This is a genomic window from Streptomyces sp. NPDC040622, from assembly GCF_055593965.1.
In genome coordinates, this window is the sequence record NZ_JBVIXD010000020.1 from 15,948 (window position 1) to 42,168 (window position 26,221).

General features: G+C 72.0%; 18 protein-coding genes and 1 pseudogene. 14 read left to right on the forward strand and 5 right to left on the reverse strand.

What is annotated here, in order from left to right:
- The first annotated feature begins 129 nt into the window (after nucleotides 1-129).
- Nucleotides 130-633, forward strand: coding sequence for a hypothetical protein (locus ACZ592_RS37135; RefSeq protein ID WP_471586158.1), 504 nt, complete (start codon nucleotides 130-132; stop codon nucleotides 631-633).
- Between the two features lie 274 nt (nucleotides 634-907).
- Nucleotides 908-1,912, forward strand: a pseudogene (locus ACZ592_RS37140) (chitinase); the annotation flags it as partial.
- Between the two features lie 39 nt (nucleotides 1,913-1,951).
- Here ACZ592_RS37140 and ACZ592_RS37145 read toward each other — a convergent pair.
- Nucleotides 1,952-2,650 (reverse strand): phosphatase PAP2 family protein, encoded by a 699-nt coding sequence (locus ACZ592_RS37145; RefSeq protein WP_471586159.1) that lies wholly within the window; start codon nucleotides 2,648-2,650, stop codon nucleotides 1,952-1,954.
- A 681-nt stretch (nucleotides 2,651-3,331) separates the two neighbouring features.
- Nucleotides 3,332-4,666, reverse strand: a complete 1,335-nt coding sequence (gabT, locus tag ACZ592_RS37150) for a 4-aminobutyrate--2-oxoglutarate transaminase (RefSeq protein ID WP_471586160.1) — start codon at nucleotides 4,664-4,666, stop codon at nucleotides 3,332-3,334.
- 266 nt (nucleotides 4,667-4,932) lie between these two features.
- Between gabT and ACZ592_RS37155 the strand changes: the two genes are divergently transcribed.
- The 11 genes from ACZ592_RS37155 (at nucleotide 4,933) to ACZ592_RS37205 (ending at nucleotide 23,393) form a co-directional block, all read left to right on the forward strand.
- The gene (locus tag ACZ592_RS37155; RefSeq protein WP_471586161.1) at nucleotides 4,933-7,086 is read left to right on the forward strand and encodes an ATP-binding protein; all 2,154 of its coding nucleotides are present in this window, start codon (nucleotides 4,933-4,935) and stop codon (nucleotides 7,084-7,086) included.
- A 223-nt stretch (nucleotides 7,087-7,309) separates the two neighbouring features.
- The gene (locus ACZ592_RS37160) at nucleotides 7,310-9,004 is read left to right on the forward strand and encodes a PucR family transcriptional regulator ligand-binding domain-containing protein (RefSeq protein ID WP_471586162.1); all 1,695 of its coding nucleotides are present in this window, start codon (nucleotides 7,310-7,312) and stop codon (nucleotides 9,002-9,004) included.
- 277 nt (nucleotides 9,005-9,281) lie between these two features.
- On the forward strand, nucleotides 9,282-10,727 hold the full coding sequence (locus tag ACZ592_RS37165; protein ID WP_471586163.1) for an aldehyde dehydrogenase family protein: 1,446 nt from the start codon (nucleotides 9,282-9,284) through the stop codon (nucleotides 10,725-10,727).
- Between the two features lie 200 nt (nucleotides 10,728-10,927).
- Nucleotides 10,928-12,871, forward strand: a complete 1,944-nt coding sequence (locus ACZ592_RS37170) for an acyl-CoA dehydrogenase family protein (RefSeq protein WP_471586164.1) — start codon at nucleotides 10,928-10,930, stop codon at nucleotides 12,869-12,871.
- A 292-nt stretch (nucleotides 12,872-13,163) separates the two neighbouring features.
- Nucleotides 13,164-15,881 (forward strand): preprotein translocase subunit SecA, encoded by a 2,718-nt coding sequence (gene secA, locus ACZ592_RS37175; RefSeq protein WP_471586198.1) that lies wholly within the window; start codon nucleotides 13,164-13,166, stop codon nucleotides 15,879-15,881.
- A gap of 76 nt (nucleotides 15,882-15,957) precedes the next feature.
- Nucleotides 15,958-17,235, forward strand: a complete 1,278-nt coding sequence (dxr, locus tag ACZ592_RS37180; RefSeq protein ID WP_471586165.1) for a 1-deoxy-D-xylulose-5-phosphate reductoisomerase — start codon at nucleotides 15,958-15,960, stop codon at nucleotides 17,233-17,235.
- Nucleotides 17,232-18,533 (forward strand): M50 family metallopeptidase, encoded by a 1,302-nt coding sequence (locus tag ACZ592_RS37185; RefSeq protein WP_471586166.1) that lies wholly within the window; start codon nucleotides 17,232-17,234, stop codon nucleotides 18,531-18,533. Before dxr ends, ACZ592_RS37185 begins: the two co-directional genes overlap by 4 nt.
- 176 nt (nucleotides 18,534-18,709) lie before the next feature.
- On the forward strand, nucleotides 18,710-19,867 hold the full coding sequence (gene ispG, locus ACZ592_RS37190; RefSeq protein WP_471586167.1) for a flavodoxin-dependent (E)-4-hydroxy-3-methylbut-2-enyl-diphosphate synthase: 1,158 nt from the start codon (nucleotides 18,710-18,712) through the stop codon (nucleotides 19,865-19,867).
- A gap of 283 nt (nucleotides 19,868-20,150) precedes the next feature.
- Nucleotides 20,151-20,999 carry a GNAT family N-acetyltransferase gene (locus ACZ592_RS37195; protein WP_471586168.1) on the forward strand — a complete coding sequence of 283 codons (849 nt, stop codon included), beginning with the start codon at nucleotides 20,151-20,153 and terminating at the stop codon, nucleotides 20,997-20,999.
- A gap of 29 nt (nucleotides 21,000-21,028) precedes the next feature.
- Nucleotides 21,029-21,580, forward strand: a complete 552-nt coding sequence (locus tag ACZ592_RS37200) for a GNAT family N-acetyltransferase (protein WP_471586169.1) — start codon at nucleotides 21,029-21,031, stop codon at nucleotides 21,578-21,580.
- A gap of 118 nt (nucleotides 21,581-21,698) precedes the next feature.
- Nucleotides 21,699-23,393, forward strand: coding sequence for a proline--tRNA ligase (locus tag ACZ592_RS37205; RefSeq protein ID WP_471586170.1), 1,695 nt, complete (start codon nucleotides 21,699-21,701; stop codon nucleotides 23,391-23,393).
- A 67-nt stretch (nucleotides 23,394-23,460) separates the two neighbouring features.
- Here ACZ592_RS37205 and ACZ592_RS37210 read toward each other — a convergent pair whose 3' ends face one another.
- The 3 genes from ACZ592_RS37210 to ACZ592_RS37220 are packed head-to-tail and all read right to left on the reverse strand — an operon-like array spanning nucleotide 23,461 to nucleotide 25,473.
- The gene (locus ACZ592_RS37210) at nucleotides 23,461-24,369 is read right to left on the reverse strand and encodes an aminoglycoside phosphotransferase family protein (protein WP_471586171.1); all 909 of its coding nucleotides are present in this window, start codon (nucleotides 24,367-24,369) and stop codon (nucleotides 23,461-23,463) included.
- 27 nt (nucleotides 24,370-24,396) lie between these two features.
- Nucleotides 24,397-24,870 carry a ferritin-like domain-containing protein gene (locus ACZ592_RS37215; RefSeq protein ID WP_471586172.1) on the reverse strand — a complete coding sequence of 158 codons (474 nt, stop codon included), beginning with the start codon at nucleotides 24,868-24,870 and terminating at the stop codon, nucleotides 24,397-24,399.
- A gap of 3 nt (nucleotides 24,871-24,873) precedes the next feature.
- Nucleotides 24,874-25,473, reverse strand: a complete 600-nt coding sequence (locus ACZ592_RS37220; RefSeq protein WP_471586173.1) for a hypothetical protein — start codon at nucleotides 25,471-25,473, stop codon at nucleotides 24,874-24,876.
- Between the two features lie 248 nt (nucleotides 25,474-25,721).
- Here ACZ592_RS37220 and rimP point away from each other — a divergent pair, with 248 nt between their 5' ends.
- Entirely contained in the window at nucleotides 25,722-26,219 is a 498-nt protein-coding gene (gene rimP, locus ACZ592_RS37225; RefSeq protein WP_471586174.1) for a ribosome maturation factor RimP, read from the forward strand.
- Nucleotides 26,220-26,221: the final 2 nt, after the last annotated feature.

The following is a 26,221-nucleotide window of genomic DNA, read 5'->3' on the forward strand; positions in this document are numbered from 1 at the left end:
CGCACGCCCCGCCTCCCACCTGTGCTCCCTCTCACTACCAACTGGTAGCCGAAACCCGCGTAATGCTCGGCCCTCGGCCCCCTCTCACCTGTGACGTGCACGGTTGTCCTACAGGAAAGAGGTCCCGCCATGGCTGGCACGAGTGGTTCCGGTGGCTCCGGCAATTTCGGGGGGTCCGGCGGCTCGGGAGCGAAGTCGGCTGTCGAATGGCTGGTGTCGGTGGCACCGGACCCGGATGCCTGCCGCTGGGAGTGGGAGCGCAATCCCCTGGGGGTCGCGCTGCTGCCCGCGGGCCGGCGCTGGGACGTGCTGATCCTGCCCGGCGACCTCGGCTATCCCACCCTCGACGTGCTGACGCGCTGTGTCGACCGGCCGGGGCCCGTGCTCGCCGACTTCGGTGATGAGCGCATGGGGTTCTTCGTGCCCGCGGGCACGGTCTCGCGCTGGCTCGGCACGGGCGTACGGGGCGCGGGCCACGGGACCTGGATCGTCGTGCCCTACCCGGGGCGGGCCGCGGGAGGGGTCCGGTGGCTGGTCCCGCCGGACGGTTCCGGGACGTTGACGGACCCGGCGCTGCTCGAACTCGCGATGCACGAGGCGGCCGCACAGCGGGCGCGTGAGGGCGAGGAGTGATCTGCCGGACACCTTGACAACTTCATTGGTCTGGACCAAGTTGAGCGCGACCCGCCCTCCAATCCCCCCATGCCCGGAGGCAGTTGTGGATCGTTCTTCGTTGCCCCGAACCGGTCGCGCACGCCGCGTGAGACGCGCCGCCGTGGTCGCCGCCGCGGCCTGCGCGCTCGCCGCGTCCGGCCTGCTCGCGTCCACCGACGCGACCGCGTCCCCCGATGGCCCGGCGTCCCCCGAAAGGCCGGCCGCTGCCGCACGCACGGCCGCGCCCGCCGGCCACGCCCTCGTCGGCTACCTGCACACCAGCTTCGCCAACGGCTCCGGCTACACCCGCCTGGCCGACACCCCCGACAGCTGGGACATCATCGACCTCGCCTTCGGCGAGCCGACCTCCGCGACCTCGGGAGACATCCGCTTCGGCCTGTGTCCCAAGACGGAGTGCCCGAACGTCGAGACCAAGGACGAGTTCAAGGCCGCGATCAAGGCCAAGCAGGCCGCGGGCAAGAAGGTCCTGATATCCATCGGCGGCCAGAACGGCCAGGTGCAGCTCACCACCGCCCAGGCCCGGGACAAGTTCGTCGCCTCGGTCTCCTCGATCATCGACGAGTACGGGCTCGACGGCCTGGACATCGACTTCGAGGGCCACTCGCTGTCGCTGAACGCCGACGACACCGACTTCAAGAAGCCGAAGACCCCGGTGATCGTCAACCTCATCTCCGCGGTGAAGACCCTCAAGGCCAAGTACGGAGCGGGCTTCCAGCTCACCATGGCGCCCGAGACGTTCTTCGTGCAGCTCGGATACCAGTACTACGGCACCGGAAAGTGGGGAGGCCAGGACCCGCGCGCGGGCGCCTACCTCCCGGTCATCCACGCCCTGCGCGACGACCTCACACTGCTGCACGTCCAGGACTACAACTCCGGGCCGATCATGGGCCTGGACAACCAGTACCACTCCATGGGCGGCGCGGACTTCCACATCGCGATGACCGACATGCTGCTCACCGGCTTCCCCGTGGCGGGCGACAAGAACAACGTCTTCCCAGCCCTGCCGCCCCAGAAGGTCGCCATCGGCATGCCGGCCTCCGTCAACGCGGGCAACGGCCACGTGTCGACGGGCGAGGTCAACAAGGCCCTGGACTGCCTGACCAAGCGCACGAACTGCGGCGCGTACCAGACCCACGGGACCTGGCCGGACCTGCGCGGCCTGATGACCTGGTCGATCAACTGGGACCGCTTCAACAACAGGGAGTTCTCGAAGAACTTCGACGCCTACTTCGGCTGACGCACCCCGCTTTGTCCCCTCCCGCACGGTACGGCCGCGCTACTCCTGGACCGGCCGCCGGCCGTACCGTGCGATCACCAGGGCCATCACCTGAAGCAGCATCCCGCACAGCAGCCACGACGCGACCACGTCCAGCGGCCAGTGGTAGCCCCGCCGGACGAGCCCGAAGCCGACCGCCACGTTCAGCAGGGCGCAGCCGATGACCAGTTCGCGCCGGCCGTACACGCCGCGCAGCAGGGGCAGCAGGAGCAGGACCGACGCCCCGTAGGCGACCGTGGCGGTCGCCGTGTGCCCCGAGGGGTAGAAGCCGTCGTGGCCTTGCGTGCCGGGCGGGCCCGGACGGTCGATCAGCGCCTTGAGCGGGGCGACGAGCACGGGCACCAGGGCCATGGCGACGGCGGCGGCCGTCGCGGGCAGCCACCAGCGGAACGCGCGGGAACGGTGTCCGCGCCACGCGCTGTACGCGAGGACCGCGACGAGGACCGGCACGGCGGCCGAGACGTTGCCGAGGTCGGCGAGGAATTCCGCGGCGCGGTCCGAGAGCCGGCTGCCGGTGAGCGCGCGCCCGGCCCGTTCGTCGACGCGGCGCAGCGGTCCTGCCGTGACGACCTGCCAGGTGAGGACGGCGAAGAGGAGCGCGCACAGCGAGAGGGACAGGGCCGGCCGCCGCGGGACGGTCGGCCGGCCGCCCCGCGGGGCGGTCTCGCCCTGGCGGTGGGGGACCGGGGATGCGGACATGGCCCCCAGCTTGGCACCACTGATCGCCCGCACGAGCGAGGGGGCGGCGCGCGGCGGAGGGTCCCACCGTGCGCCGTGAACCTGCGGTGTACGGCGATCTCCCGTGTCAGGGTGGCCAGTTGGGACTTCCGCGGGCAGGCGCCCGGTCCGGTCCGGCGCCCGGGCCGTCTGCGGACAGGCCGAAGGGCCAGCGCAAGGGGGGGGAGTGCGCTGGCCCTTCGGTGGCCGACCGGCCCGGCCTGTCCGAGGCGGCCCGCATGCGCGGGTCCGTCGGAGACGAGGCGGCCTTCCGGATCGGTGGCCCGCGCGCCCCGGGGGGTGTGGGGCGAGCGGCCGTCCGATCGGTGAGGAGTTCCGGAGCTCAGGGCTCCGGGTGTGTGCGCAAGGGCACGGCCAGGACGGGGCTGGGGAGGCTCCGCCGTGGTGTCGCCCACAGTCCCCTGTGGGCGGGTGTTTCTCTCAACTGCAGAAACCGTACGGCAGGTCGTCGCGGCCCGACAGCCGCAACGGCAACCCGTCATGGGGCTCGCACACCTTCTTCACACGCCCCGACGGTCACCCAAGGACACCCACCTTTGACCACCCGGGAAACGCGCACGTCAGGGGCTGTTCGGGCACGGCGAAGGCCCGTACGGATCTCCGTACGGGCCTCGCAAACCGGCACGCGCGGACGCGGCCGGATCAGACGCGGGCGAACGCGCCCTCGATGATGTCCAGGCCCTCGTTCAGGAGGTCCTCGCCGATCACCAGCGGCGGCAGGAACCGCAGGACGTTGCCGTACGTGCCACAGGTCAGCACGAGCAGGCCCTCCGCGTGGCAGGCCTTGGCCAGGGCGGCGGTCGCCTCGGCGTGCGGCTCCTTGGTCGTGCGGTCCTTGACCAGCTCGATGGCGATCATCGCGCCGCGGCCGCGGATGTCGCCGATGATGTCGAACTTCTCGGCCATGGCGGAGAGGCGGGTCTTCATGACGGACTCGATGTTCTTCGCCCGGGCGTTGAGGTCGAGCTCCTTCATGGTCTCGATGGCGCCGAGCGCGCCGGCGCAGGCCACCGGGTTGCCGCCGTAGGTGCCGCCGAGGCCGCCCGAGTGCGCGGCGTCCATGATCTCGGCGCGGCCCGTGACGGCGGCGAGCGGCAGACCGCCCGCGATGCCCTTGGCGGTGGTGATCAGGTCGGGGACGATGCCCTCGTCGTCACAGGCGAACCACTGGCCGGTGCGGCAGAAGCCGGACTGGATCTCGTCCGCGACGAAGACGATGCCGTTGTCCTTGGCGAACTCCACGATCTTGGGCAGGAAGCCCTTGGCCGGCTCGATGAAGCCGCCCTCGCCGAGCACCGGCTCGATGATGATCGCGGCGACGTTCTCGGCGCCTACCTGCTTGCTGATCATGTCGATGGCCTGGGCGGCGGCCTCGGTGCCCGCGTTCTCGGCGCCGGTGGGCCAGCGGTAGCCGTAGGCGACCGGGACGCGGTAGACCTCGGGCGCGAACGGGCCGAAGCCGTTCTTGTACGGCATGTTCTTGGCGGTCAGCGCCATCGTGAGGTTGGTGCGGCCGTGGTAGCCGTGGTCGAAGACGACGACGGCCTGGCGCTTGGTGTGCGCACGGGCGATCTTGACGGCGTTCTCGACGGCCTCGGCACCGGAGTTGAACAGCGCCGACTTCTTCGCGTGGTCACCCGGCGTGAGCTCCGCCAGCGCCTCGGCGACGGCGACGTAGCCCTCGTACGGCGTGACCATGAAACAGGTGTGCGTGAAGTCCGCGAGCTGCGCGGACGCCCGGCGCACCACGGCCTCGGCGGACGCGCCCACCGACGTCACGGCGATGCCGGACCCGAAGTCGATCAGACGGTTGCCGTCGACGTCCTCGACGATGCCGCCCCCCGCGCGCGCGGCGAAGACGGGCAGCACGGAACCCACGCCACCGGCGACCACGGCGGTACGGCGGGCCTGCAGCTCCTGCGACTTCGGACCGGGGATGGCGGTGACGAGGCGGCGCTCCTGCGGAAGGGCGGTCATGAGGGGCTCCTGGGGGGTGGGGCGACGATACGGACGCTCTACTGCTTTCTTCGCAGGTTAGGGGTGGGTCCATGGGGTGGGCATGCTCCATCGGGGAGTCGTTCGGCGCGTCGGTTGTCCGTCGTGGACATAGCGGCGGGCGTCTCGCGGACCGTCCGCCGAAAGCGGATCGCCGCAGGCCCGGGCGCGTATCCGGTGAACTCCCCCTGCGGGGGCACTAGATTGACCCGCGAACCAACAGATCGGCTGGTCAGGGGGCAAGGGGCATGGACTCCGACGGCACGCACGACGCTCGCGGCACGCACGCCACACCGGTGCCGCGCCCGGCGGCGCCTCCGCCCGGGTCCGCGGTGCCGCGGCCAGGGGCACCCGCGCAGGGGCTGCCGCCCAGGCCGGCGCAGGCTCCGGGGGCGCCGCCGCTGCCCGACGGCGCGGCCTTCCTGGCCTGGCTGCGGGCGCCGCGGCCCGCCGCGCCGCCGGGCATCTGGCGGTTCGCGCACAAGCCGCGGCCCGAGCAGGAGCCCGAGCTCATCCCGACGCGGCAGTTGCTCAGCGGGGCGCTGATCGCGTTCCTGGTGGGGTGGCTGCTCTGGTCCCTGCTGTGGAACGGGTACCTGGGCGGATGGTGGGTGCTGCCGCTCGAACTGTTCCTGCCCGACGCCTGGATCTACACGGACGACCGGTTCGGCAACGCGTTCGTCTGGTACAGCTACTACACCCTCATCGCGTTCGCCATCATGATCGGCGTCGGCCGGATCGGCCGCTGGGGCGAGGTCTGGCGCCGCTTCGTCGCCCCCCGCCTGCGCCGCCCCGACGCGCCCCCGCCGCCGCCCGCCCCCGAGGAGGACCCCGCCCGCTGGCCGCAGCTGCGGGCCGCGGGCGCGGAGGCCGCCGCCGACCGGCTCGCCGCCGACGCCGGAGCCGGGCTGATGCGGGACGTGGACCAGGCCAGGATCGCGCGCGCCTGGCGTTCCGTACGGGCCGGGCGCAGCCCGCTCGCCGCCTTCACCGACGCGGTCCTGCGGGACGGCGCTCGCGCCTGCCCGCACCCCTCCGGGGACCGGGACCTGCCCGCACGGGCCGCGCGCCACGACCTCGCCACGGCACAGGTGCGCATCGGCACGACCGCCGACGACCCCCGCAACCCCTACGCCTACCGGAGCACGGGGCTCGCGCTCGGCCCCGACCTGATCGGCACCTCGCTGCTCGCCGTCGGGCCCGGCGGGTCCGGCAAGACCGCCCGCGTGGTCTGGCCGATCGCCGAGTCGCTCTGCCTGGGAGCCCTCGCCGGGCGGGCCGCCGTCGTGGTCGTCGGGGCCGCGGGCGCCGGGCTCGGGCCCGCCGAGGACTACGACGTGGTGGTGCGGGTCGGGCAGCCCGACTCGGTGTACGACCTGGACCTGTACGGCGGCACCAACGACCCGGACGAGGCCGCCGCCGTCCTCGCCGAGGCCCTCGTCGGCGACCTCGTCGACCCCCATCCCAGCGGGGACAGCCGCCGCTCGACGACCTGCCTGGCCCAGCTGCTCGGCCCCTTCCTCGCCGTCCACCGGCGCTTCCCCTCCGTACCGGAGCTGCGCGCCCTGCTCGACGGGACGCCCGCCCCGCTGGGCGCGCTGCGCACGGCGCTGCGGGAGGCCGGACACGACGCGATGATCCGGGAACTCGACGCCCGCGAACGCCAGGCGGGCCACCCCGGCGACCCGGGCGCGGTCCTCGCCGACCGCATCGCCCTCCTGGACCGCCCCGCCTTCGCCGCCTTCTTCGACACGTCCGGCCAGAGCACCCCCTTCTCCCTGCGGGCACTGGACCACCCCGTGCGTGTACGCATCGACCTGCCCGAGCGCGGCCACGCCGACGCCTCACGGATCCTGGCCCGCCTCGTCCTCGCCCAGTTCACCGCGAGCGCCGCCGCCCGCGAGGACCGCTCGCTCTTCGCCTGCCTCGTCCTGGACGACGCGTCCGGCACGGTCACCCCGGAATCCGTACGCCGCGTCCAGCGTCTGCGGTCCGCCAACGCGGGCGTCGTCATGACCTTGCGTACGCTCGACGACGTACCCCGTCCGCTGCGCACGCCGCTGCTCGGCGCGACCGGCTGCCGGATGGCGCTCTCCGGCCTCACCCCGTGGGACGGGCAGGACTTCGCGGAAGTCTGGGGCAAGGAGTGGACAGAGGCACGCGATGTCACCGACCGGCAGATCATCGCCGAGACCCCGCTCGGCAAAACCGTGCACATGCTGCGCCGTGTCATCACCGGCAACGCCCCGACCGCCCGCGCCGTCACCGTCCGCCAGGTCGAACGCGAGCGCTGGTCGGCCTCCGAGCTGGCGCACGGGGTGCCGCCGGGGCACGCGGTGCTGTCGCTGACCGACGTCCGGGGGGAGTACGCGCCGCCCCTGCTCGTGGACCTGAGGGGCTGAAACGGGGCGGACCGGGCACTCGAAGGGTCCGTCGCGCGCCGGTTCCCCCACCGCACGGACCACGTGTTCGGTCTCGAGCGCACCGTACGGTGAGGCAGAATCGGCACAGGTCGTTCATACGGACCGGCCAAAAGATCCACATCGCGACGATTGACATCCCGGCGCCCCGCTCCGCGGTGGCCGGGAGCCCGCCCGCCCCGCCTGCCGCAGACCTGAAGGTCCCATGCCGCCCACGCTCGCCTCGCTCGTCCACCACTCCGCGCTCAAGCTGACCGTGCGGGCCGGCGAGGAACGCCTGGACGCCCCCGTGCGCTGGGCGCACGCCAGTGAACTCGCCGACCCCGTGCCCTACATGGAGGGCGGCGAACTCCTCCTGATCACCGCGCTCAAGCTGGACGCGGAGGACCCGGAGGCCATGCGGCGCTACGTGAAACGGCTCGCGGGCGCCGGCGTCGTCGGCCTCGGCTTCGCGGTCGGCGTGCACTACCCCGACATCCCCAAGGCCCTCCTGGACGCCGCCACCGACGCGGGGCTGCCGCTCATCGAGGTGCCCCGGCGCACGCCGTTCCTCGCGATCAGCAAGGCCGTCTCCGCCGCCATCGCCGCCGAGCAGTACCGCGCCGTGACGGCGGGCTTCGCCGCCCAGCGCGAGCTGACCAAGCAGGCGCTGAGCGACGGCCCCGAAGGGCTGCTGCTCGCCCTCGCGGGACAGGTCGACGGCTGGGCCGCGCTGTACGACGCGTCCGGCGCCGTCGTCGCCGCAGCCCCGGAGTGGGCCAACCGCCGGGCCGCCAGGCTCACCTCCGACGTCGAACGCCTGCGCGAGCGCCCGGCCCCCGCGAGCTCCGTCGTCGCGGGCGCCGAGGACCGCGTCGAACTGCACTCGCTCGGCACCGGCCGCAGGCCGCGCGCCGCGCTCGCCGTCGGCACGGCATCGACGCTCGGCACCGCCGAGCGGTACGCGGTGCACTCCGCCATCGCGCTGCTCACCCTGACCACCGAGCGCTCCCGCTCGCTGCACGCCGCCGAACAGCGGATCGGCGCGGCCGTGCTGCGGATGCTGCTCGCCGGGGAGCCCGATCACGCGCGGACCGTCGCGGGCGACCTGTACGGCGGCCTCCTGGACGCGCCCTTCCGCCTCGTCGTCGCGCAGGTGGCGTCCGCGTCGGCGGCGCGGGTACGGGCGGGCGCACAGGAGAAGGCCGACGGCGCCGCGGAGCGCGGTCCCGGCACCGCGTCCGCCGCGGTCCTCGCCGCGGTGGCCGACGCGTCGAGCGGCGGTGACCCCCTGGCGGCGCTCGTCGACGTCGTCGAGGCCGCGGCCGCACGCTCCGGCGAGGCGCTGCTCGTCGTCCCGTACGGGGAACGGCTCGTGCTGCTCGTCGTGGACGGCGGCGCCGGAGTCGGGGCCTGCGCGGAGTACGCGGCGGCGCTGGAGGCGGGCCGGGGCGCCCCGGGGCGCGAGGGAGCCGTGTCCGGCGAGGAGGCCGAGCTGGTGATGGGGCTCTCCGCGCCGGCCGGACCGATCGCCGCGGCCACCGCGTACAAGCAGGCCGAGCAGGCGCTCTCCGTCGCCCGGCGGCGCGGCCGCGCGCTCGTCGAGCACGAGGAACTGGCCGCCGGATCCGTCCTGCCGCTGCTCGCGGACGACGCGGTGCGGGCGTTCGCCGACGGCCTGCTGCGGGCGCTGCACGAGCACGACGCGACCGGCCGCGGCGACCTCGTGGCCTCGCTGCGGGCCTGGCTCTCCCGGCACGGCCAGTGGGACGCGGCGGCGGCGGACCTCGGCGTCCACCGGCACACCCTGCGCTACCGCATGCGCAGGGTCGAGGAGATCCTCGGCCGCTCCCTGGACGACCCGGACGTCCGCATGGAGCTGTGGCTCTCGCTGAAGGCGACGTCGATGGGTTCGGACTGACGGGGCGTCGGGCCGGCGGCCGTCCCGCCGCCACGGCCTTCCCCGCCCGGATGCGCTTGCCTTCCCGGCCCGGGCGTGCCCGCCTTCCCGGCCCGGGCGTGCCCGCCTTCCCGGCCCGGGCGTGCCCGCCTTCCCGGCCCGGGCGTGCCCGCCCTGACAAACCGGTGCGAGGCTCCCGGCCAGTACTCCGCGTCGGACAAACGTCAGAGGGTTCGGCTGCCCCTACGGTGAGGGACGTACCCCCAGACACACCTCCGCGGAAGGGCCGGGAATCGACATGACTTCCATCCACGCCTTCTGGCTCGCCGGTCGCCAGACCACCGGCGAGACCACCCTCGACGTCACCTCGCCCTGGGACGGACGGCTCGTCGGCAAGGCCGCCGTCCCGACCGACGCCCAGGTCGAGGAGGCCGTCGCCGCCGCGTACGCCGTGCGCGACGAGTTCGCCGCGACCCCGGCCCACGTACGCGCCGCGGCCCTCACCCACGTGTCGAACCGCCTGGTCGAGCGGACCGAGGAGATCGCCCAGCTGATCTCCGCCGAGAACGGCAAGCCGATCAAGTGGGCCCGCGGCGAGCTCGGCCGCGCGATCTCCGTCTTCCGGTTCGCCGCGGAGGAGGCCCGCCGCTTCAACGGCGGCGAGGCCCAGCGCCTGGACACCGACGCCGGCGGCCAGGGCCGCCTGGCGCTGACCCGCCGCTTCCCCAAGGGCGTCGTCCTCGGCATCGCGCCCTTCAACTTCCCGCTGAACCTCTGCGCGCACAAGATCGCCCCGGCCATCGCCGTCGGCGCGCCGATCATCCTCAAGCCGGCCCCGGCCACCCCGCTCTCCGGCCTGATCCTCGGCGAACTGCTCGCCGAGACGGAGCTGCCGGCCGGCGCCTGGAGCATCCTGCCGGTCGCCAACGACAAGATGCCCGCCCTCGTCCAGGACGAGCGGATGCCGGTCATCTCCTTCACCGGTTCCGAGCAGGTCGGCTACGCGATCATGGACTCGGTGCCGCGCAAGCACTGCACGCTGGAGCTCGGCGGCAACGGCGCGGCCGTCGTCCTCGCCGACTACTCCTCCGACGAGGACCTCGACTGGGCGGCCTCGCGCATCGCGACGTTCTCCAACTACCAGGGCGGCCAGTCCTGCATCTCGGTGCAGCGGGTCATCGCGGACGCCACCGTCTACGACCGGCTGGTGCCGCGCGTGGTCAAGGCCGTCGAGGCCCAGGTCACCGGCGACCCGTCCGACCCCGCGACCGAGGTCGGCCCGCTCGTCAGCGAGGACGCCGCCAAGCGTGTGGAGTCCTGGGTCGACGAGGCCGTCGCCGCGGGCGCCAAGCTGCTCGCCGGCGGCAAGCGCGACGGCGCCTCCTACGCGCCGACCGTGCTCGCCGACGTACCGGCCGATGTCACCCTCGCGTGCGAGGAGGTCTTCGGACCGGTCCTCACGCTGAAGCGGATCGACGGCGAGAGCGAGGCGTTCGACGCCGTCAACGACTCCAAGTACGGGCTCCAGGCGGGCGTCTTCACGCACGACCTGCAGGCCGCCTTCCGCGCGCACCGCGCCCTGGAGGTCGGCGGCGTGGTCATCGGCGACGCCCCGTCCTACCGCGCCGACCAGATGCCGTACGGCGGCGTGAAGCAGTCCGGCGTGGGCCGTGAGGGCGTGCGCTTCGCGATGGACGACTACACCTACGAGCGCGTCATGGTCCTGACGGGCCTCGCCCTGTAGCGGCGCGCGTCCCCCGGGACGACGGCCGGAGCCCACTGTGCGGGGGCTCCGGCCGTTCTCGTACCCAACGCTGCGCGAGGACTGGTAGGTGCCGGACGAATGGGGTACCAACGATCCAGTAGCACCAGTCAGTAACCGACCGGGTCAAGATCGGACCAAGGGGTCCGGCGGGCCCCGACGCGCGGCGAGGTGAGCTCCTCATGACCGCACCAACCCCGAAACCGTCCGTGAGCGAACGCGAGGCCCGGCAGGTCGCCGAGGCCGCCCGCGAGCAGGACTGGCGCAAGCCCAGCTTCGCCAAGGAACTCTTCCTCGGCCGGTTCAGGCTCGACCTGATCCACCCGCACCCGCTGCCGCCCGGTGAGGACGCACAGCGCGGCGAGGAGTTCCTCGCCAAGCTCCGCGACTTCTGCGAGACGAAGATCGACTCGGCCCGCATCGAGCGCGAGGCGAAGATCCCCGACGAGGTGATCCAGGGCCTCAAGGAGATCGGCGCGCTCGGCATGAAGATCGACACGAAGTACGGCGGGCTCGGTCTCACGCAGGTCTACTACAACAAGGCCCTCGCCCTCGCCGGCTCGGCGAACCCCGCGATCGGCGCACTGCTCTCCGCGCACCAGTCGATCGGCGTACCGCAGCCCCTGAAGATCTTCGGCACCCAGGAGCAGAAGGACGTCTTCCTGCCGCGGTGTGCCCGCACCGACATCAGCGCGTTCCTGCTGACCGAGCCCGATGTCGGTTCGGACCCGGCGCGCATGGCGATGTCGGCCGTCCCGGACGGGGACGCCTACGTGCTGGACGGCGTGAAGCTGTGGACCACCAACGGCGTGGTCGCGGACCTGCTCGTCGTCATGGCGCGGGTGCCGAAGTCCGAGGGCCACAAGGGCGGCATCACGGCCTTCGTCGTCGAGGCGGCCTCCGACGGCATCACCGTCGAGAACCGCAACGCCTTCATGGGGCTGCGCGGCCTGGAGAACGGCGTCACCCGCTTCCACCGGGTCCGCGTCCCCGCCGCGAACCGCATCGGCCCCGAGGGCGCGGGCCTCAAGATCGCCCTGACCACGCTCAACACCGGCCGGCTCTCGCTGCCCGCGATGTGCGTGGGTGCCGGCAAGTGGTGTCTGAAGATCGCCCGCGAGTGGTCGGGCGTGCGGGAGCAGTGGGGCAAGCCGGTCGCCCACCACGAGGCCGTGGGCGCGAAGATCTCCTTCATCGCGGCGACGACCTTCGCGCTCGAAGCCGTCCTGGACCTCTCCTCGCAGATGGCCGACGAGGACCGCAACGACATCCGCATCGAGGCGGCCCTCGCCAAGCTGTACGGCTCCGAGATGGCCTGGCTGATGGCCGACGAGCTCGTCCAGATCCGCGGCGGCCGGGGCTTCGAGACCGCCGAGTCCCTCGCGGCCCGCGGCGAACGCGCCGTCCCCGCCGAACAGGTCCTGCGCGACCTGCGCATCAACCGCATCTTCGAGGGCTCCACCGAGATCATGCACCTGCTGATCGCCCGGGAGGCCGTGGACGCCCACCTCAAGGTCGCGGGCGACCTCATCGACCCCGACAAGAACCTGTCCGACAAGGCACGGGCAGGCGCGCGGGCCGGCGGCTTCTACGCCCGGTGGCTGCCCAAGCTGGTCACGGGGCCCGGCCAGCTCCCGCGCTCCTACGCCGAGTTCCACCCCGCGGGCCACGTGGACCTCTCCGGCCATCTGCGCTACGTCGAGCGCGGCGCCCGCAAGCTGGCCCGCTCCACCTTCTACGCCATGTCCCGCTGGCAGGGGAAGATGGAGACCAAGCAGGGCTTCCTCGGCCGGGTCGTCGACATCGGCGCCGAGCTCTTCGCGATGAGCGCGGCGTGCGTGCGCGCCGAACTCCTGCGCACCACCGAGGAGTACGGCCGCGAGGCGTACCAGCTGGCCGACGCCTTCTGCCGCCAGTCCCGCATCCGCACCGACGAACTCTTCGACCGGCTGTGGACCAACACCGACGACCTGGACCGCAAGGTGGTCAAGGGCGTCCTCTCGGGGACGTACACCTGGCTGGAGTCGGGCGTCGTCGACCCCTCCGGGGACGGACCGTGGATCGCGGCCACCCAACTGCCCGAGACGCCGCGCCCCGACGTGCGCAGGGTGATCAAGGAGGGGTGACCTCCGTGCCCCCCGCCCCGTCGGCGCCCGTCGCCCGCCCGCACAGGGCCGGGAGCGCACCGTCGACGGGGCGGGGGAGCGGCCTGCCCGCACCGGCCCGGCAAGCCGCCCGACCGGTCGGCGTGCCCACCCCATGCGCCGAATCCCGGCGCACCCACCGCATTCCGTCGCACCCGCACCCCCGCTGCTTGCTCTCGATATTCGGCCCTGCCCACAATGAGCGGACCGGCCGGCGAGCCAGGAGGGGATCACCTTGTCCGTCCTCAAACTGGAACGCCTCACCGGGAAAATCATGCGCGCGGGCGAGGGCAGAATGCTGCGCCGCCTCGAACGCATCAGGGACCAGGTCAATTCCGTCGAGGCCGACATCGAGCAGCTCTCCGACCTCGAACTGCGTTCCCTGACCGACGAGTACCGGGAGCGGTACGCCGAAGGGGAGAGCCTCGACGACCTGCTGCCCGAGGCCTTCGCCACCGTGCGCGAGGCCGCCCGGCGCACCCTCGGCATGCGCCACTTCGACGTTCAGGTGATGGGTGGCGCAGCCCTCCACCTCGGCAACATCGCCGAAATGCAGACGGGCGAGGGCAAAACCCTGTCGGCCACGCTCCCCGTCTATCTGAACGCCCTGACCGGCAAGGGCGTCCATCTCGTCACCGTCAACGACTATCTGGCCGCGCGCGACGCCCGGTGGATGGGCCGCGCCTACCGCTTCCTCGGCCTGAGCGTCGGCGTGATCAGGGCCGAGATGACCCCCGACGAACGCCGTGCCGCCTACGCCTGCGACATCACGTACGGCACCAACAACGAATTCGGCTTCGACTACCTGCGCGACAACATGGCCTGGTCGAAGGGCGAGCTGGTGCAGCGCGGACACCACTTCGCGATCGTCGACGAGGCGGACTCCATCCTCATCGACGAGGCCCGCACGCCGCTGATCATCTCCGGCCCGGCCGACCAGCCGACGCACTGGTACGGATTCTTCGCCCGGGCCGTGCGCGGCATGCGGGGCATCGCGATCCAGGAGGAGAAGTTCACGACCCCGCAGCGCAAGCTCGAACTGAGCGAACTGCGGGCCGCGTACGACTACGAGTACGACCCCAAGAAACGCACCGTCGCCGTCCTCGACAACGGCGTGGAATTCCTGGAGAACCAGCTCGGCATCGACAACTTCTACGACTCGGCCCACACGTCCCTCATAGGCCAGCTGAACAACGCCCTCAAGGCGAAGGAACACTTCAAGAAGGACAAGGACTACGTCGTCACCGACGGCGAGGTCCTGATCGTCGACGAGCACACCGGCCGCATTCTCGCCGGGCGCCGCTACAACGAAGGCGTCCACCAGGCCATCGAGGCGAAGGAAGGCGTCACGATCAAGGACGAGAACCAGACGCTCGCCACGATCACCCTGCAGAATTTCTTCCGCCTCTACGAAAAGCTCTCCGGAATGACCGGCACGGCCATGACCGAGGCCGCCGAGTTCCACCAGATCTACCAGCTCCACGTGGTGCCCATCCCCACCAACAAACCGATGGTCCGCGCCGACCGGCCCGACGTCATCTACCGCGACGAATCCGTGAAGTTCGACGCGGTCGTCACCGACATCATCGAACGGCACCGCACCGGCCAGCCGATCCTCGTCGGCACCGTCTCCGTGGAGAAGTCCGAGCACCTCTCCGCCCTGCTCGCCAAGCGCGGTATCCGGCACGAGGTCCTCAACGCCAAGAACCACCTGCGCGAGGCGCAGATCGTCGCGCAGGCCGGCCGCAAGGGCGCCGTCACCGTCGCCACGAACATGGCGGGCCGCGGCACCGACATCATGCTGGGCGGCAACCCCGAGGCGATGGCCGAGGCCGAGCTCCGCGCGAACGGCGTCACCCCGGAGGACGACCCGGACGGGTACAGCGCGGCCCTGGAGCGCAGCGAGGCGGCGGCCGCGGCGGAGCACGACGAGGTCAGGGAGCTGGGCGGCCTCTACGTGCTCGGCACCGAGCGGCACGAGTCGCGCCGCATCGACAACCAGCTGCGCGGCCGCAGCGGCCGCCAGGGCGACCCGGGCCAGTCCCGGTTCTACCTCTCGCTCGGCGACGACCTGATGCGGCTGTTCCGCGCGGAACTGGTCGAGCGGGTCATGCTCATGGCCAACGTCCCCGACGACGTCCCCATCGAGAACAAGATGGTCACCCGCGCCATCGCCTCCGCCCAGTCCCAGGTCGAGCAGCAGCACTTCGAGACCCGCAAGAACGTCCTCAAGTACGACGAGGTCCTCAACCGCCAGCGCGGCCTCATCTACGCCGAGCGCCGCCGGGTCCTTGAGGGCGAGAACCTCCGCGGGCAGATCCACCACTTCATGGACGACACGGTGGAGGCGTACGTCGGCGCCGCGACCGCCGAGGGCTTCGCCGAGGAGTGGGACCTGGAACGGCTCTGGAGCGCCTGCCGCCAGCTCTGCCCCGTACGCGTCACCGCCGAGGAGCTCGACGAGGCGGCCGGCGGGCGCGCGGACCTGACCGCCGAGCAGATCGGCGAGGCCCTGATCGACGACGTCCACGAGCGGTACGCGGAGCGCGAGAGCGCCCTCGGCGAGGACGCCCTGCGCGAACTGGAGCGCCGCGTGGTGCTCTCCGTCCTGGACCGCAAGTGGCGCGAGCACCTCTATGAGATGGACTACCTCCAGGAGGGCATCTGGATGCGCTCCTACCTCGGCAGGGACCCCCTCTTCGAATTCCAGCGCGAGGGCTTCGAGATGTTCGGCGCGATGATGGACGCCATCAAGGAGGAGTCGGTCGGCTACCTGTTCCACCTGGAGGTCCAGGTGGAACAGCGCGAACAGCTCGAACAGGACGCCGTGGAGATCAGCGCCAAGGGCCTTCAGGCCCGGCAGAACACCGGCCAACTGCACTTCAGCGCCCCGACCGTCGACACCGCGGAGGGTGTCCTCGAAGGCGACTTCGAGGCGCCGGCGCGGAAGTCCGGCGACGGCTCCGCGGGCACCCGCCGCACGAAGCGGTGACCCCGCCGTGCGCCACGGACGCCCCGACCGGGCACGCCCTGTCGGACCCGGCGCGCGGTGCGGCCACAATAGGGGGATGAGCGACAGCCCATCCCCCCTCGCCGACCCGCATCTCGTCTTCGACCCCGTCTCCGTCACGGACGGGGCCGGGCCCCGGGACATCGTGGTCCTCGGCGCCACGGGCTCGATCGGCACCCAGGCCATCGACCTCGTCCTGCGCAACCCCGACCGCTTCCGCGTCACGGCGCTCTCCGCCGCGGGCGGCCGCGTCGGCCTCCTCGCCGAGCAGGCACACCGGCTGCGGGTGAAGGCCGTGGCGGTCGCCCGCGAGGACGCCGTACCGGCGCTGCGCGAGGCACTTGGGGCGCGGTACGCGGCGGGGGAGCCGCTGCCCGAGATCCTGGCCGGTCCCGACGCGGCGACGCGGCTCGCCGCCTCCGACTGCCACACGGTCCTCAACGGCATCACCGGCTCCATCGGTCTCGCGCCGACGCTCGCCGCCCTGAAGGCGGGCCGCACCCTCGCGCTCGCCAACAAGGAATCCCTCATCGTCGGCGGCCCCCTGGTGAAGGCGCTCGCCCAGCCCGGCCAGATCATCCCGGTCGACTCCGAGCACGCGGCCCTCTTCCAGGCGCTGGCCGCCGGCACGCGCGCGGACGTGCGCAAGCTCGTCGTCACCGCCTCCGGCGGCCCCTTCCGGGGACGTACGAAGGCCGATCTGGCGAACGTCACCCCCGAGGAGGCGCTGGCGCACCCGACCTGGGCCATGGGCCCGGTCATCACCGTCAACTCCGCGACGCTGGTCAACAAGGGCCTGGAGGTCATCGAGGCGCACCTCCTCTACGACATCCCCTTCGACCGCATCGAGGTCGTCGTCCACCCCCAGTCGTACGTGCACTCCATGGTGGAGTTCACCGACGGTTCGACCCTCGCCCAGGCGACCCCGCCCGACATGCGGGGGCCGATCGCCATCGGCATCGGCTGGCCCGAGCGCGTGCCGGACGCGGCGCCCGCCTTCGACTGGACCAAGGCGTCGAGCTGGGAGTTCTTCCCCCTGGACAACGACGCGTTCCCGTCGGTCGGCCTCGCCCGGCACGTGGGGGAGCTCGCGGGCACGGCTCCGGCAGTGTTCAATGCCGCCAATGAGGAGTGCGTGGACGCGTTCCTGAAGGGCGCGCTGCCCTTCAACGGCATCATGGAGACCGTGACGAGGACCGTCGAGGAACACGGCGCCCCCGCGGGCGGCGGGTCGGGAACCTCCCTGACCGTCGACGACGTCCTCGAAGCGGAGACCTGGGCACGTGCTCGGGCACGTGAACTGGCAGCAAAGACGACCGCGGAGGCTCGTGCATGACGACCTTGATGATGATCCTCGGGATAGTCGTCTTCGTGATCGGGCTGCTCTTCTCGATCGCCTGGCACGAGCTGGGGCACCTGTCGACCGCCAAGATGTTCGGCATCCGCGTGCCGCAGTACATGGTCGGCTTCGGCCCGACCATCTTCTCGCGCAAGAAGGGCGACACCGAGTACGGAGTCAAGGCGATCCCCCTCGGCGGCTACATCCGCATGATCGGCATGTTCCCGCCGGGCGCCGACGGCCGCATCGAGGCACGGTCGACGTCCCCGTGGCGCGGCATGATCGAGGACGCCCGCTCGGCGGCCTTCGAGGAGCTCGAGCCCGGCGACGAGAGCCGCCTCTTCTACACGCGCAAGCCCTGGAAGCGCGTGATCGTGATGTTCGCGGGCCCCTTCATGAACCTGATCCTCGCCGTGGCGATCTTCCTCGGCGTGATGATGACGTTCGGCATCAGCAGCCAGACGACCCAGGTGAGCAAGGTCTCGGACTGCGTCATCCAGCAGAGCGAGAACCGCGCCAAGTGCGAGGCCGGCGACAAGGCCGCGCCCGCCAAGGCGGCGGGCCTGAAGCCTGGTGACAAGATCGTCGCCTTCCAGGGGCAGTCCGTCGACGACTGGTCCGCGCTCCAGTCCAAGATCCGCGAGACCATCGGCCCGGCCACCATCACGGTCGACCGCGACGGCAAGCAGGTCGACCTGCACGCCACCCTCATCAAGAACCAGGTCACCAAGACCGACGGCGACGGCGCCTACGTGGAGGGCAAGTACGTCGACGCGGGCTTCCTCGGCTTCACCCCCGCCACCGGCATCGTGCAGCAGTCCTTCGGCGACTCCGTCGACCGCATGGGCGACATGATGGAGAACGGCGTCGAGTCGATCATCGCGCTGCCCTCCAAGATCCCCGACCTGTGGAACGCGGCGTTCGGTGACGGCGAGCGCAAGCAGGACTCCCCGATGGGCGTGGTCGGCGCGGCCCGCGTCGGCGGCGACGTGTTCACCCTGGACATCCCGCCGCAGAACCAGATCGCGATGATGCTGTTCCTCATCGCGGGCTTCAACCTCTCGCTCTTCCTCTTCAACATGCTGCCGCTGCTCCCGCTGGACGGCGGCCACATCGCGGGCGCCCTGTGGGAGTCCGTGCGCCGCAACGCGGCGAAGGTCCTGCGCCGCCCCGACCCGGGCCCGTTCGACGTCGCCAAGCTGATGCCGGTCGCCTACGTGGTGGCGGGGATCTTCATCTGCTTCACGATCCTGGTGCTCATCGCGGACGTGGTGAATCCGGTGAGAATCTCCTGATTCCGAGGATTTTGCGGCGGCCCGGCACCTTGTGTGTCGGGCCGCCCACCATTGAGTGGACTTCCGGAGGTGATGTGCCCGTGCCCTGTGGGGTGCCGTAATCTCGAAACCGGGTCCCGCCGATCTCGGGCCCCAGACTCGACTCTGTGATCCACACTCTTGGGGATGCTCGCCAGATGACTGCCGTATCGCTCGGAATCCCGTCCGTTCCGACCAAGCTCGCCGACCGAAGGGTCAGCCGCAAGATCCAGGTCGGGACGGTGGCCGTGGGCGGGGACGCTCCGGTCTCGGTCCAGTCGATGACGACGACGCGTACGTCCGACATCGGGGCGACGCTGCAGCAGATCGCCGAGCTGACCGCGTCGGGCTGTCAGATCGTGCGGGTGGCGTGCCCCACGCAGGACGACGCGGACGCGCTCGCCACGATCGCGCGCAAGTCGCAGATCCCGGTGATCGCCGACATCCACTTCCAGCCGAAGTACGTCTTCGCCGCGATCGACGCGGGCTGCGCGGCGGTCCGGGTCAACCCCGGCAACATCAAGCAGTTCGACGACAAGGTCAAGGAGATCGCGAAGGCCGCCCAGGACGCGGGCACGCCGATCCGCATCGGCGTCAACGCCGGCTCCCTGGACGCCCGCCTCCTGAAGAAGTACGGCAAGGCGACCCCCGAGGCCCTCGTCGAGTCGGCCCTGTGGGAGGCGTCCCTCTTCGAGGAGCACGGCTTCCGCGACATCAAGATCTCGGTCAAGCACAACGACCCGGTCATCATGGTCAACGCCTACCGCCAGCTCGCCGCCCAGAGCGACTACCCGCTGCACCTCGGCGTGACCGAGGCGGGCCCTGCCTTCCAGGGCACCATCAAGTCGGCGGTCGCCTTCGGCGCGCTGCTCTCCGAGGGCATCGGCGACACGATCCGCGTCTCCCTCTCGGCGCCGCCCGCCGAGGAGATCAAGGTCGGCATCCAGATCCTGGAGTCCCTCAACCTCCGCCAGCGCCGCCTGGAGATCGTCTCCTGCCCCTCCTGCGGCCGTGCCCAGGTCGACGTCTACAAGCTGGCCGAAGAGGTCACCGCGGGTCTGGACGGCATGGAGGTCCCGCTCCGCGTCGCCGTCATGGGCTGCGTCGTGAACGGCCCGGGCGAGGCCCGCGAGGCCGACCTCGGCGTTGCCTCCGGCAACGGCAAGGGCCAGATCTTCGTCAAGGGCGAGGTCATCAAGACCGTCCCCGAGTCCAAGATCGTGGAGACCCTCATCGACGAGGCGATGAAGATCGCCGAGCAGATGGAGAAGGACGGCGTGGCCTCCGGCGAGCCGACGATCTCGGTAGCGGGCTGACCCGCACGCCCCACCAGGTGCCCCGCGGCTCCCGGAGCGGCGGGGCACACCCATGTCCCGTCGCGGGGTTCTCCCTGTCCCCGCGCCCACGCGACGGCGCGTGGCAGACGGCCGGGCGCGTGGGTGAGACCCGGCCGCGAAGCGGCGAAGAGACGCCCGCCCCCACCCGGCGGAAGGCCGCCGGACCTCCCCGAACGGGAGCGGAGAAAAGGCGCCCCCGCACGAGGCGCCCCCGGCAGGTACAGTGCGGAGATCAGCAGACCGTATGGTGAGGCCCCCGCACGTGTTGACTCAGACCACCACCAGGGTCCTCGAACCGAGTGACCTCGACGCCGCGCTCGCCGTGCTCGACCGCGAGCCGGTCGCGAACGCCTTCGTGACCGCCCGCGTCCAGGTGGCGGGCCTCGACCCCTGGCGCCTCGGCGGCGAGATGTGGGGCTGGTACGAGCACGGCATGCTGGAGTCCCTCTGCTACGCGGGCGCCAACCTCGTCCCCATCTGCGCGACCCCGCGAGCCGTCCGAGGCTTCGCCGACCGGGCCCGCAGGGCGGGCCGCCGCTGTTCCTCCATCGTCGGTCCCGCGGCCTCCACGGCCCAGCTCTGGCGCCTGCTCGAACCGTCCTGGGGCCCCGCCCGCGAGGTCCGCTCCCAGCAGCCCCTGATGGTCACCGACCGGCTCCCCGACGACATCGTCCCCGACCCGTACGTCCGTCGTGTCCGCAAGGACGAGATGGAGACGATCATGCCGGCGTGCGTGGCGATGTTCACCGAGGAGGTCGGCGTCTCCCCGATGGCGGGCGACGGCGGACTGCTCTACCAGGCCCGCGTCGCCGAACTCGTCGGCTCCGGACGTTCCTTCGCCCGCCTCGACCAGGACGGCAAGGTCGTCTTCAAGGCCGAGATCGGCGCCGCGACGTCACGGGCCTGCCAGATCCAGGGCGTCTGGGTCGCCCCCGAGTACCGGGGCCGCGGCCTCGCCGCCCCCGGCATGGCCGCCGTCCTGCGCTACGCCCTCGCGGACATCGCCCCCGTCGCCAGCCTGTACGTCAACGACTTCAACACCGCCGCCAGAGCGGCGTACCGCAGGGTGGGCTTCCAGGAGGTCGGAGCGTTCATGAGCGTCCTGTTCTGAACGGGACCGGTGCGAAGTAGGGTCGCCCCATGACAGACGATGTCGTGATCGGTCCGCTCGATCTCGCCGCGCGCGTGGACGAGGCGCTGCGGGTCCAGGCCCACGCCTTCGGCCTGAGCGAGGAAGAAGTGGCCGTCCGACGGCAGATCGTGCTGCGCCACCTCACCTATCCCGCCGCCCGCGCGTTCGGCGCGACCACCCGGGACGACCGGCTCGTCGGCTTCGTCTACGGCATGCCCAACAGCCGCCACCACTGGTGGTCGACGGTCGTCGAGCCGTATCTGCGCAGCCAGGACCTGGACGGCTGGCTCGACGACTCGTTCGTCATCACCGAGCTGCACGTGCACCCCGGCTACCAGAACCGCGGCATCGGCCGCACGCTCATCACCACCATCACCGAGGGCGTGCCCGAGCAGCGCTCGATCCTTTCCGCGATCGACGTCGAGAGCCCGGCCCGCGGCCTCTACCGCTCCCTCGGGTACGAGGACCTCGCCCGCCGCGTCCTGTTCCCGAGCGCCCAGATGCCGTACGCCGTGATGGGCGCCCCGCTGCCCCTGCCGCCGCCGACCGGACGTTCCTGACCCGGAACCGATTTCCGCCCGCACCCGCGCCCCGGCTAACCTCCTGGACATCGACCCTCTCCCAGGCTCCGGGCTCCGCCCGCGCAGGGGGGACCCCCGTCAGCAGGAGTTAAGAATCATGGCCCAGGTCCAGCGCATGTCCCGGTTGATGGTCAAGACACTGCGCGACGACCCGGCGGACGCCGAGACGCTCAACCACAAGCTGCTCGTCCGGGCCGGCTACGTCCGCCGTACCGCCGCCGGCATCTGGAGCTGGCTGCCGCTGGGCAAGAAGGTCTACGAGAACGTCGCCCGCGTCGTACGCGAGGAGATGGACGCCATCGGCGGCCAGGAGGTACTGCTCCCCGCCCTGCTCCCCAAGGAGCCCTACGAGGCGTCCGGCCGCTACGAGGAGTACGGCGACCTGCTCTTCCGCCTCAAGGACAGGAAGGGCGCCGACTACCTCCTCGGCCCCACCCACGAGGAGATCTTCACCCAGGTCGTCAAGGACCAGTGCGCGTCCTACAAGGACCTGCCCGTGATCCTCTACCAGATCCAGACGAAGTACCGCGACGAGGCCCGCCCGCGCGCAGGCGTGCTGCGCGGACGCGAGTTCCAGATGAAGGACTCGTACTCCTTCGACACCACGGACGAGGGCCTCGCCGAGGCGTACGCGCTGCACCGCGGCGCCTACCAGAAGATCTTCGAGCGCCTGGGCCTCGACCACCGCATCGTCTCCGCGATCTCCGGCGCCATGGGCGGCTCGGCGTCCGAGGAGTTCCTGGCCCCGGCCCCGGCCGGCGAGGACACCTTCGTTGACTGCCCCGCCTGCGACTACGCGGCCAACACCGAGGCCGTGACCTTCAAGCTCGCCCCCGTCGACGGCTCCGCGCACGGCCCCGTCGAGGAGCTGGACACCCCCGACACCCCGACCATCGAGACCCTTGCCGAGCACCTCGGCGTCCCGGCCTCCGCGACCCTGAAGAACCTCCTGGTCAAGGTGGACGGCGAGATCGTGGCCGTCGGCGTCCCCGGCGACCGCGAGGTCGACCTCGGCAAGCTCGGCGAGCACCTGGCCCCGGCCGAGGTCGAGCTGGTCACCGCCGAGGACTTCGAGGGCCGCGCGGACCTCGTGCGCGGCTACGTCGGCCCGCAGGGCCTGGACAAGGTCCGCTACATCGCCGACCCGCGCGTCGCCCCCGGCACGGCCTGGATCACCGGCGCCAACCAGCAGGACAAGCACGCCAAGAACGTCGTCTGCGGCCGTGACTTCGAGGTCGACGACTACCTCGACGTCGTCGTCGTCGAAGAGGGCGACCCGTGCCCCGCCTGCGGCGCCGGCCTCAAGCTGGACCGCGCCATCGAGATCGGCCACATCTTCCAGCTCGGCCGCAAGTACGCCGACACCTTCCAGCTCGACGTCCTCGGCAAGGAGGGCAAGCCGGTCCGCGTGACCATGGGCTCGTACGGCATCGGCGTCTCCCGCGCGGTGGCGGCGCTCGCCGAGCAGACCGCCGACGACAAGGGCCTGTGCTGGCCCAAGGAGGTCGCCCCCGCCGACGTCCACGTGGTCGCCGCGGGCAAGGCCCTCCAGACGGAGCTGGCCCTTGAGGTCGCCGAGAAGCTGGGCGCCGCGGGCGCGCGCGTCCTCGTGGACGACCGGGCCGGGGTCTCCCCGGGCGTGAAGTTCACCGACGCCGAGCTCATCGGCATCCCGCAGATCCTGGTCGCGGGCCGCCGCTCCGCCGAGGGCGTCGTGGAGCTGAAGGACCGCCGCACGGGCGAGCGCGAGGAGCTCACGGTCGACGAGGCGATCGCCCGCCTGACCGCTTGACGGACGCACGCGAAGGGCGCACCCCGTACGCGGGGTGCGCCCTTCGCGCATGCCGAACCGAGCGGCCCTACAGCCAGCCCGCGAACTCCAGCAGGAGCTCCGCGTCCTGCGGCCGTCCCACCCGCAGCGCCCGCGCACCCGACTCCACGGCGCGGAACAGCGTCCACCCGCGCAGCCGCTCCTGGTCGACCTCAAGGGCCTCCGCCAGCTTCTTCACGCGCCGCCGCGTGATCGAGGCGCCCGACGGCGAAGCGATCAGGTCCTCGACCCGGTCACGGACGAGCCGCGCCAGGTCGAACGCGGTGTCGCCGACCACCGGGTCGGGTCCGACGGCCAGCCACGGCAGCCGGTCCCCGGCCAGCACCTTGCTCTGCCGGAACGTGCCGTGCAGCAGCCGCGGCGGCGCGTCCGCGGGATCCCCGCCGAGCAGCTCGTCGCGGGCCGCGAGGGCCGCGTCCACCAGCGGCGCGAGGTCGGCGTCCGTCCCGGCGGAGGCGCGCATCGCCTCGGCCTGGCGCCCGGTCCGCTCGGCGACCGTCTCGCAGCGGTGCCCGGTCGGCGGCGCCACCCAGAGCTTGCGCAGCGTGCCCGCGGCCTCCAGGAGCGCCTTGGCCTCCGGCAGCGACCGCACGGACACGTCCCTGTGCAGCCGTTCGATGAGCAGCGCCCCGTCGGTGGCCTCGGGGTCGAGCAGCCGCACGGCGCCGAGCCCGTTCCAGTGGGCCAGCGCGACACGCTCGCTGCGCGGCCGCGAGCGGGGCGGCACCAGCTTGAGCACGGCGGGCGTGCCGTCGGCCTGGCGCACCATCAGCACGACGCTGCTGCGGCCGCCGGGAACGTGCATCCGCTCGACGGTCAACTCGCGTAGAGCGACGGCCTGCTCGACTGCCTCGGGCAGCCTCTCCAGCCAGTCGTCGCCGTCCCGCGCCGTCTCGCCGAGTGCGGTGACGAGGCGCTGCGGGGGTTCGAAAGCCATGCGCGAGTTGTTCCCTTCCTGAGCGCGTTACGCCTTGGGTGTCGCTGCCGCCGACGAGGGTGTCGTCCGCTCCGCGAGCCCAGGGAAGGCTACGCTCCCGCCGCGCCAGCGCGCCGCCCGGACGGCCGCCTCCCGCAGCGCGCGGGCCGCGGTGCCCCGCCGGGCGTCCGTCGAGGCGCGCACGAGATCGGAGTAGACCCCCGCTACCCGGTCCTCCAGCTCCGTGGCGAGCCGCTCGGCCGCGGCGGAGTCCGGCACCGGGAACGGCAGCGAGTACGCGGCGTCCGCGGACTGCGGCTCCCCGCCGAGGTCGCGCACCGCGCGCTGCAGCTCGTCGCGCCGGGCGCGGTGCGCGTCGTACGCCGTGCGTGCCTCGGCCCTGCGCTTCTCGCCGATGCGGCCGCCGACGACCCCGTAGCCGTACACGGCGGCGTGCTCGGCGCCCAGGGCGGCCTGCAGGGCCTTCAGCTCCTCGTCCTTGGAGGCCTTCTCGTCGCTCACTCGTCACCCTCCCTGTCGTTCTTCGTCGTTCTTCTCGGACGGGTCGCTCTTCGCGGCCTTCTCCGTCAGCAGATAGGCGTGGGCCGCGCCCGCGGCGGCCACCGAGGCGAGCAGTCTGCCCTGCTCGGCCGACGCGTCGAGCAGGGCGGCGCCCCGCCGGTCGGCCAGCTCGCGCTCGGCCCTGGCGAGGTCGCGCAGGGCCTTCTCGGGGTCCGGGGCCACGGGCGCCGGGGTGCCGGCGGGGGGCGGGGGCTTCGACGCCGACCGCGACGCGGAGGGGGCGGTCGAGGCGGACGGCGGGACGCGGTCGTCCACAAACACCTCCGCGTGCCGGCGCACCTCGTCCCGCAGCGGCCGCAGCCGCCCGGCGAGCGAGGGGTGCGCCGCGAGGACGGCCTCGTACTGCCCGAGGAGGCGCCTGCTGTCCTTCGCGGCCTCGGCGCGCAGGCGCCGCTCGGCGGACGGACGCTCGTCGGCGGCCGGGTCGGCGGAGTCGGAGCAGCCCGCGAGCAGCGACGCAGAGGCGACGCCGGCGGCCCCGGTGAGCAGACTCCTTCGACGCGGGCCCGGTCGGGACCGCGGGGCGGTGAGATACGACGGCACGGCAGACGTCCTCGGAAGGAAGGCCAAAAGGCGCGAGCGAGACAGGAACGGAAGGCGACGCGGGGAGGAACGAGGGGCACGGGCCCGGTGATCACCGTACCTTCGGACCGCCCCGGCACCCGCGAGCGGCTCGGAACAGTGCGGCGCATCCTCCTTGTGCGTGGGCGGCAACACCCCTTCGGACCGGATACCCTTTGACCTGACACACGACGATCCACAACAGCACACGCGGCCGAGGAGTCACCCGGATGAGCACCACCCAGAGCGAGAGGCTGCGGCAACTACTGGAACCGCTCGTCACCTCGCAGGAACTGGATCTCGAAGAGATCGAAGTGGCCTCCGTCGGACGCAAGCGGGTGCTGAGAGTCGTGATCGACTCCGAGGACGGCGTGGATCTGGACCAGATCGCGGAAGTGAGCCGCGTGCTCTCCGCGAAGCTCGACGAGACCGACGCGATGGGCGAGGGGGAGTACGACCTCGAGGTCGGTTCCCCCGGCGCCGAGCGCGCGCTGACCGAGCACCGCCACTACGTGCGGGCCGTGGACCGCCTGGTGAAGTTCCAGCTGGTCGAGGGCGACGAAGTGACCGCCCGCATCCTCGCCGTGGACGACGAAGGACTCGACCTCGAGGTGCCCGGCGTGAAGGGCCGCAAGCCCACCTCCCGCCGCCTCGCCTTCGGCGAGATCGACAAGGCGCGCGTACAGGTCGAGTTCAACCGCAAGGACAAGAAGGAAGAGGAGGCGTAGCC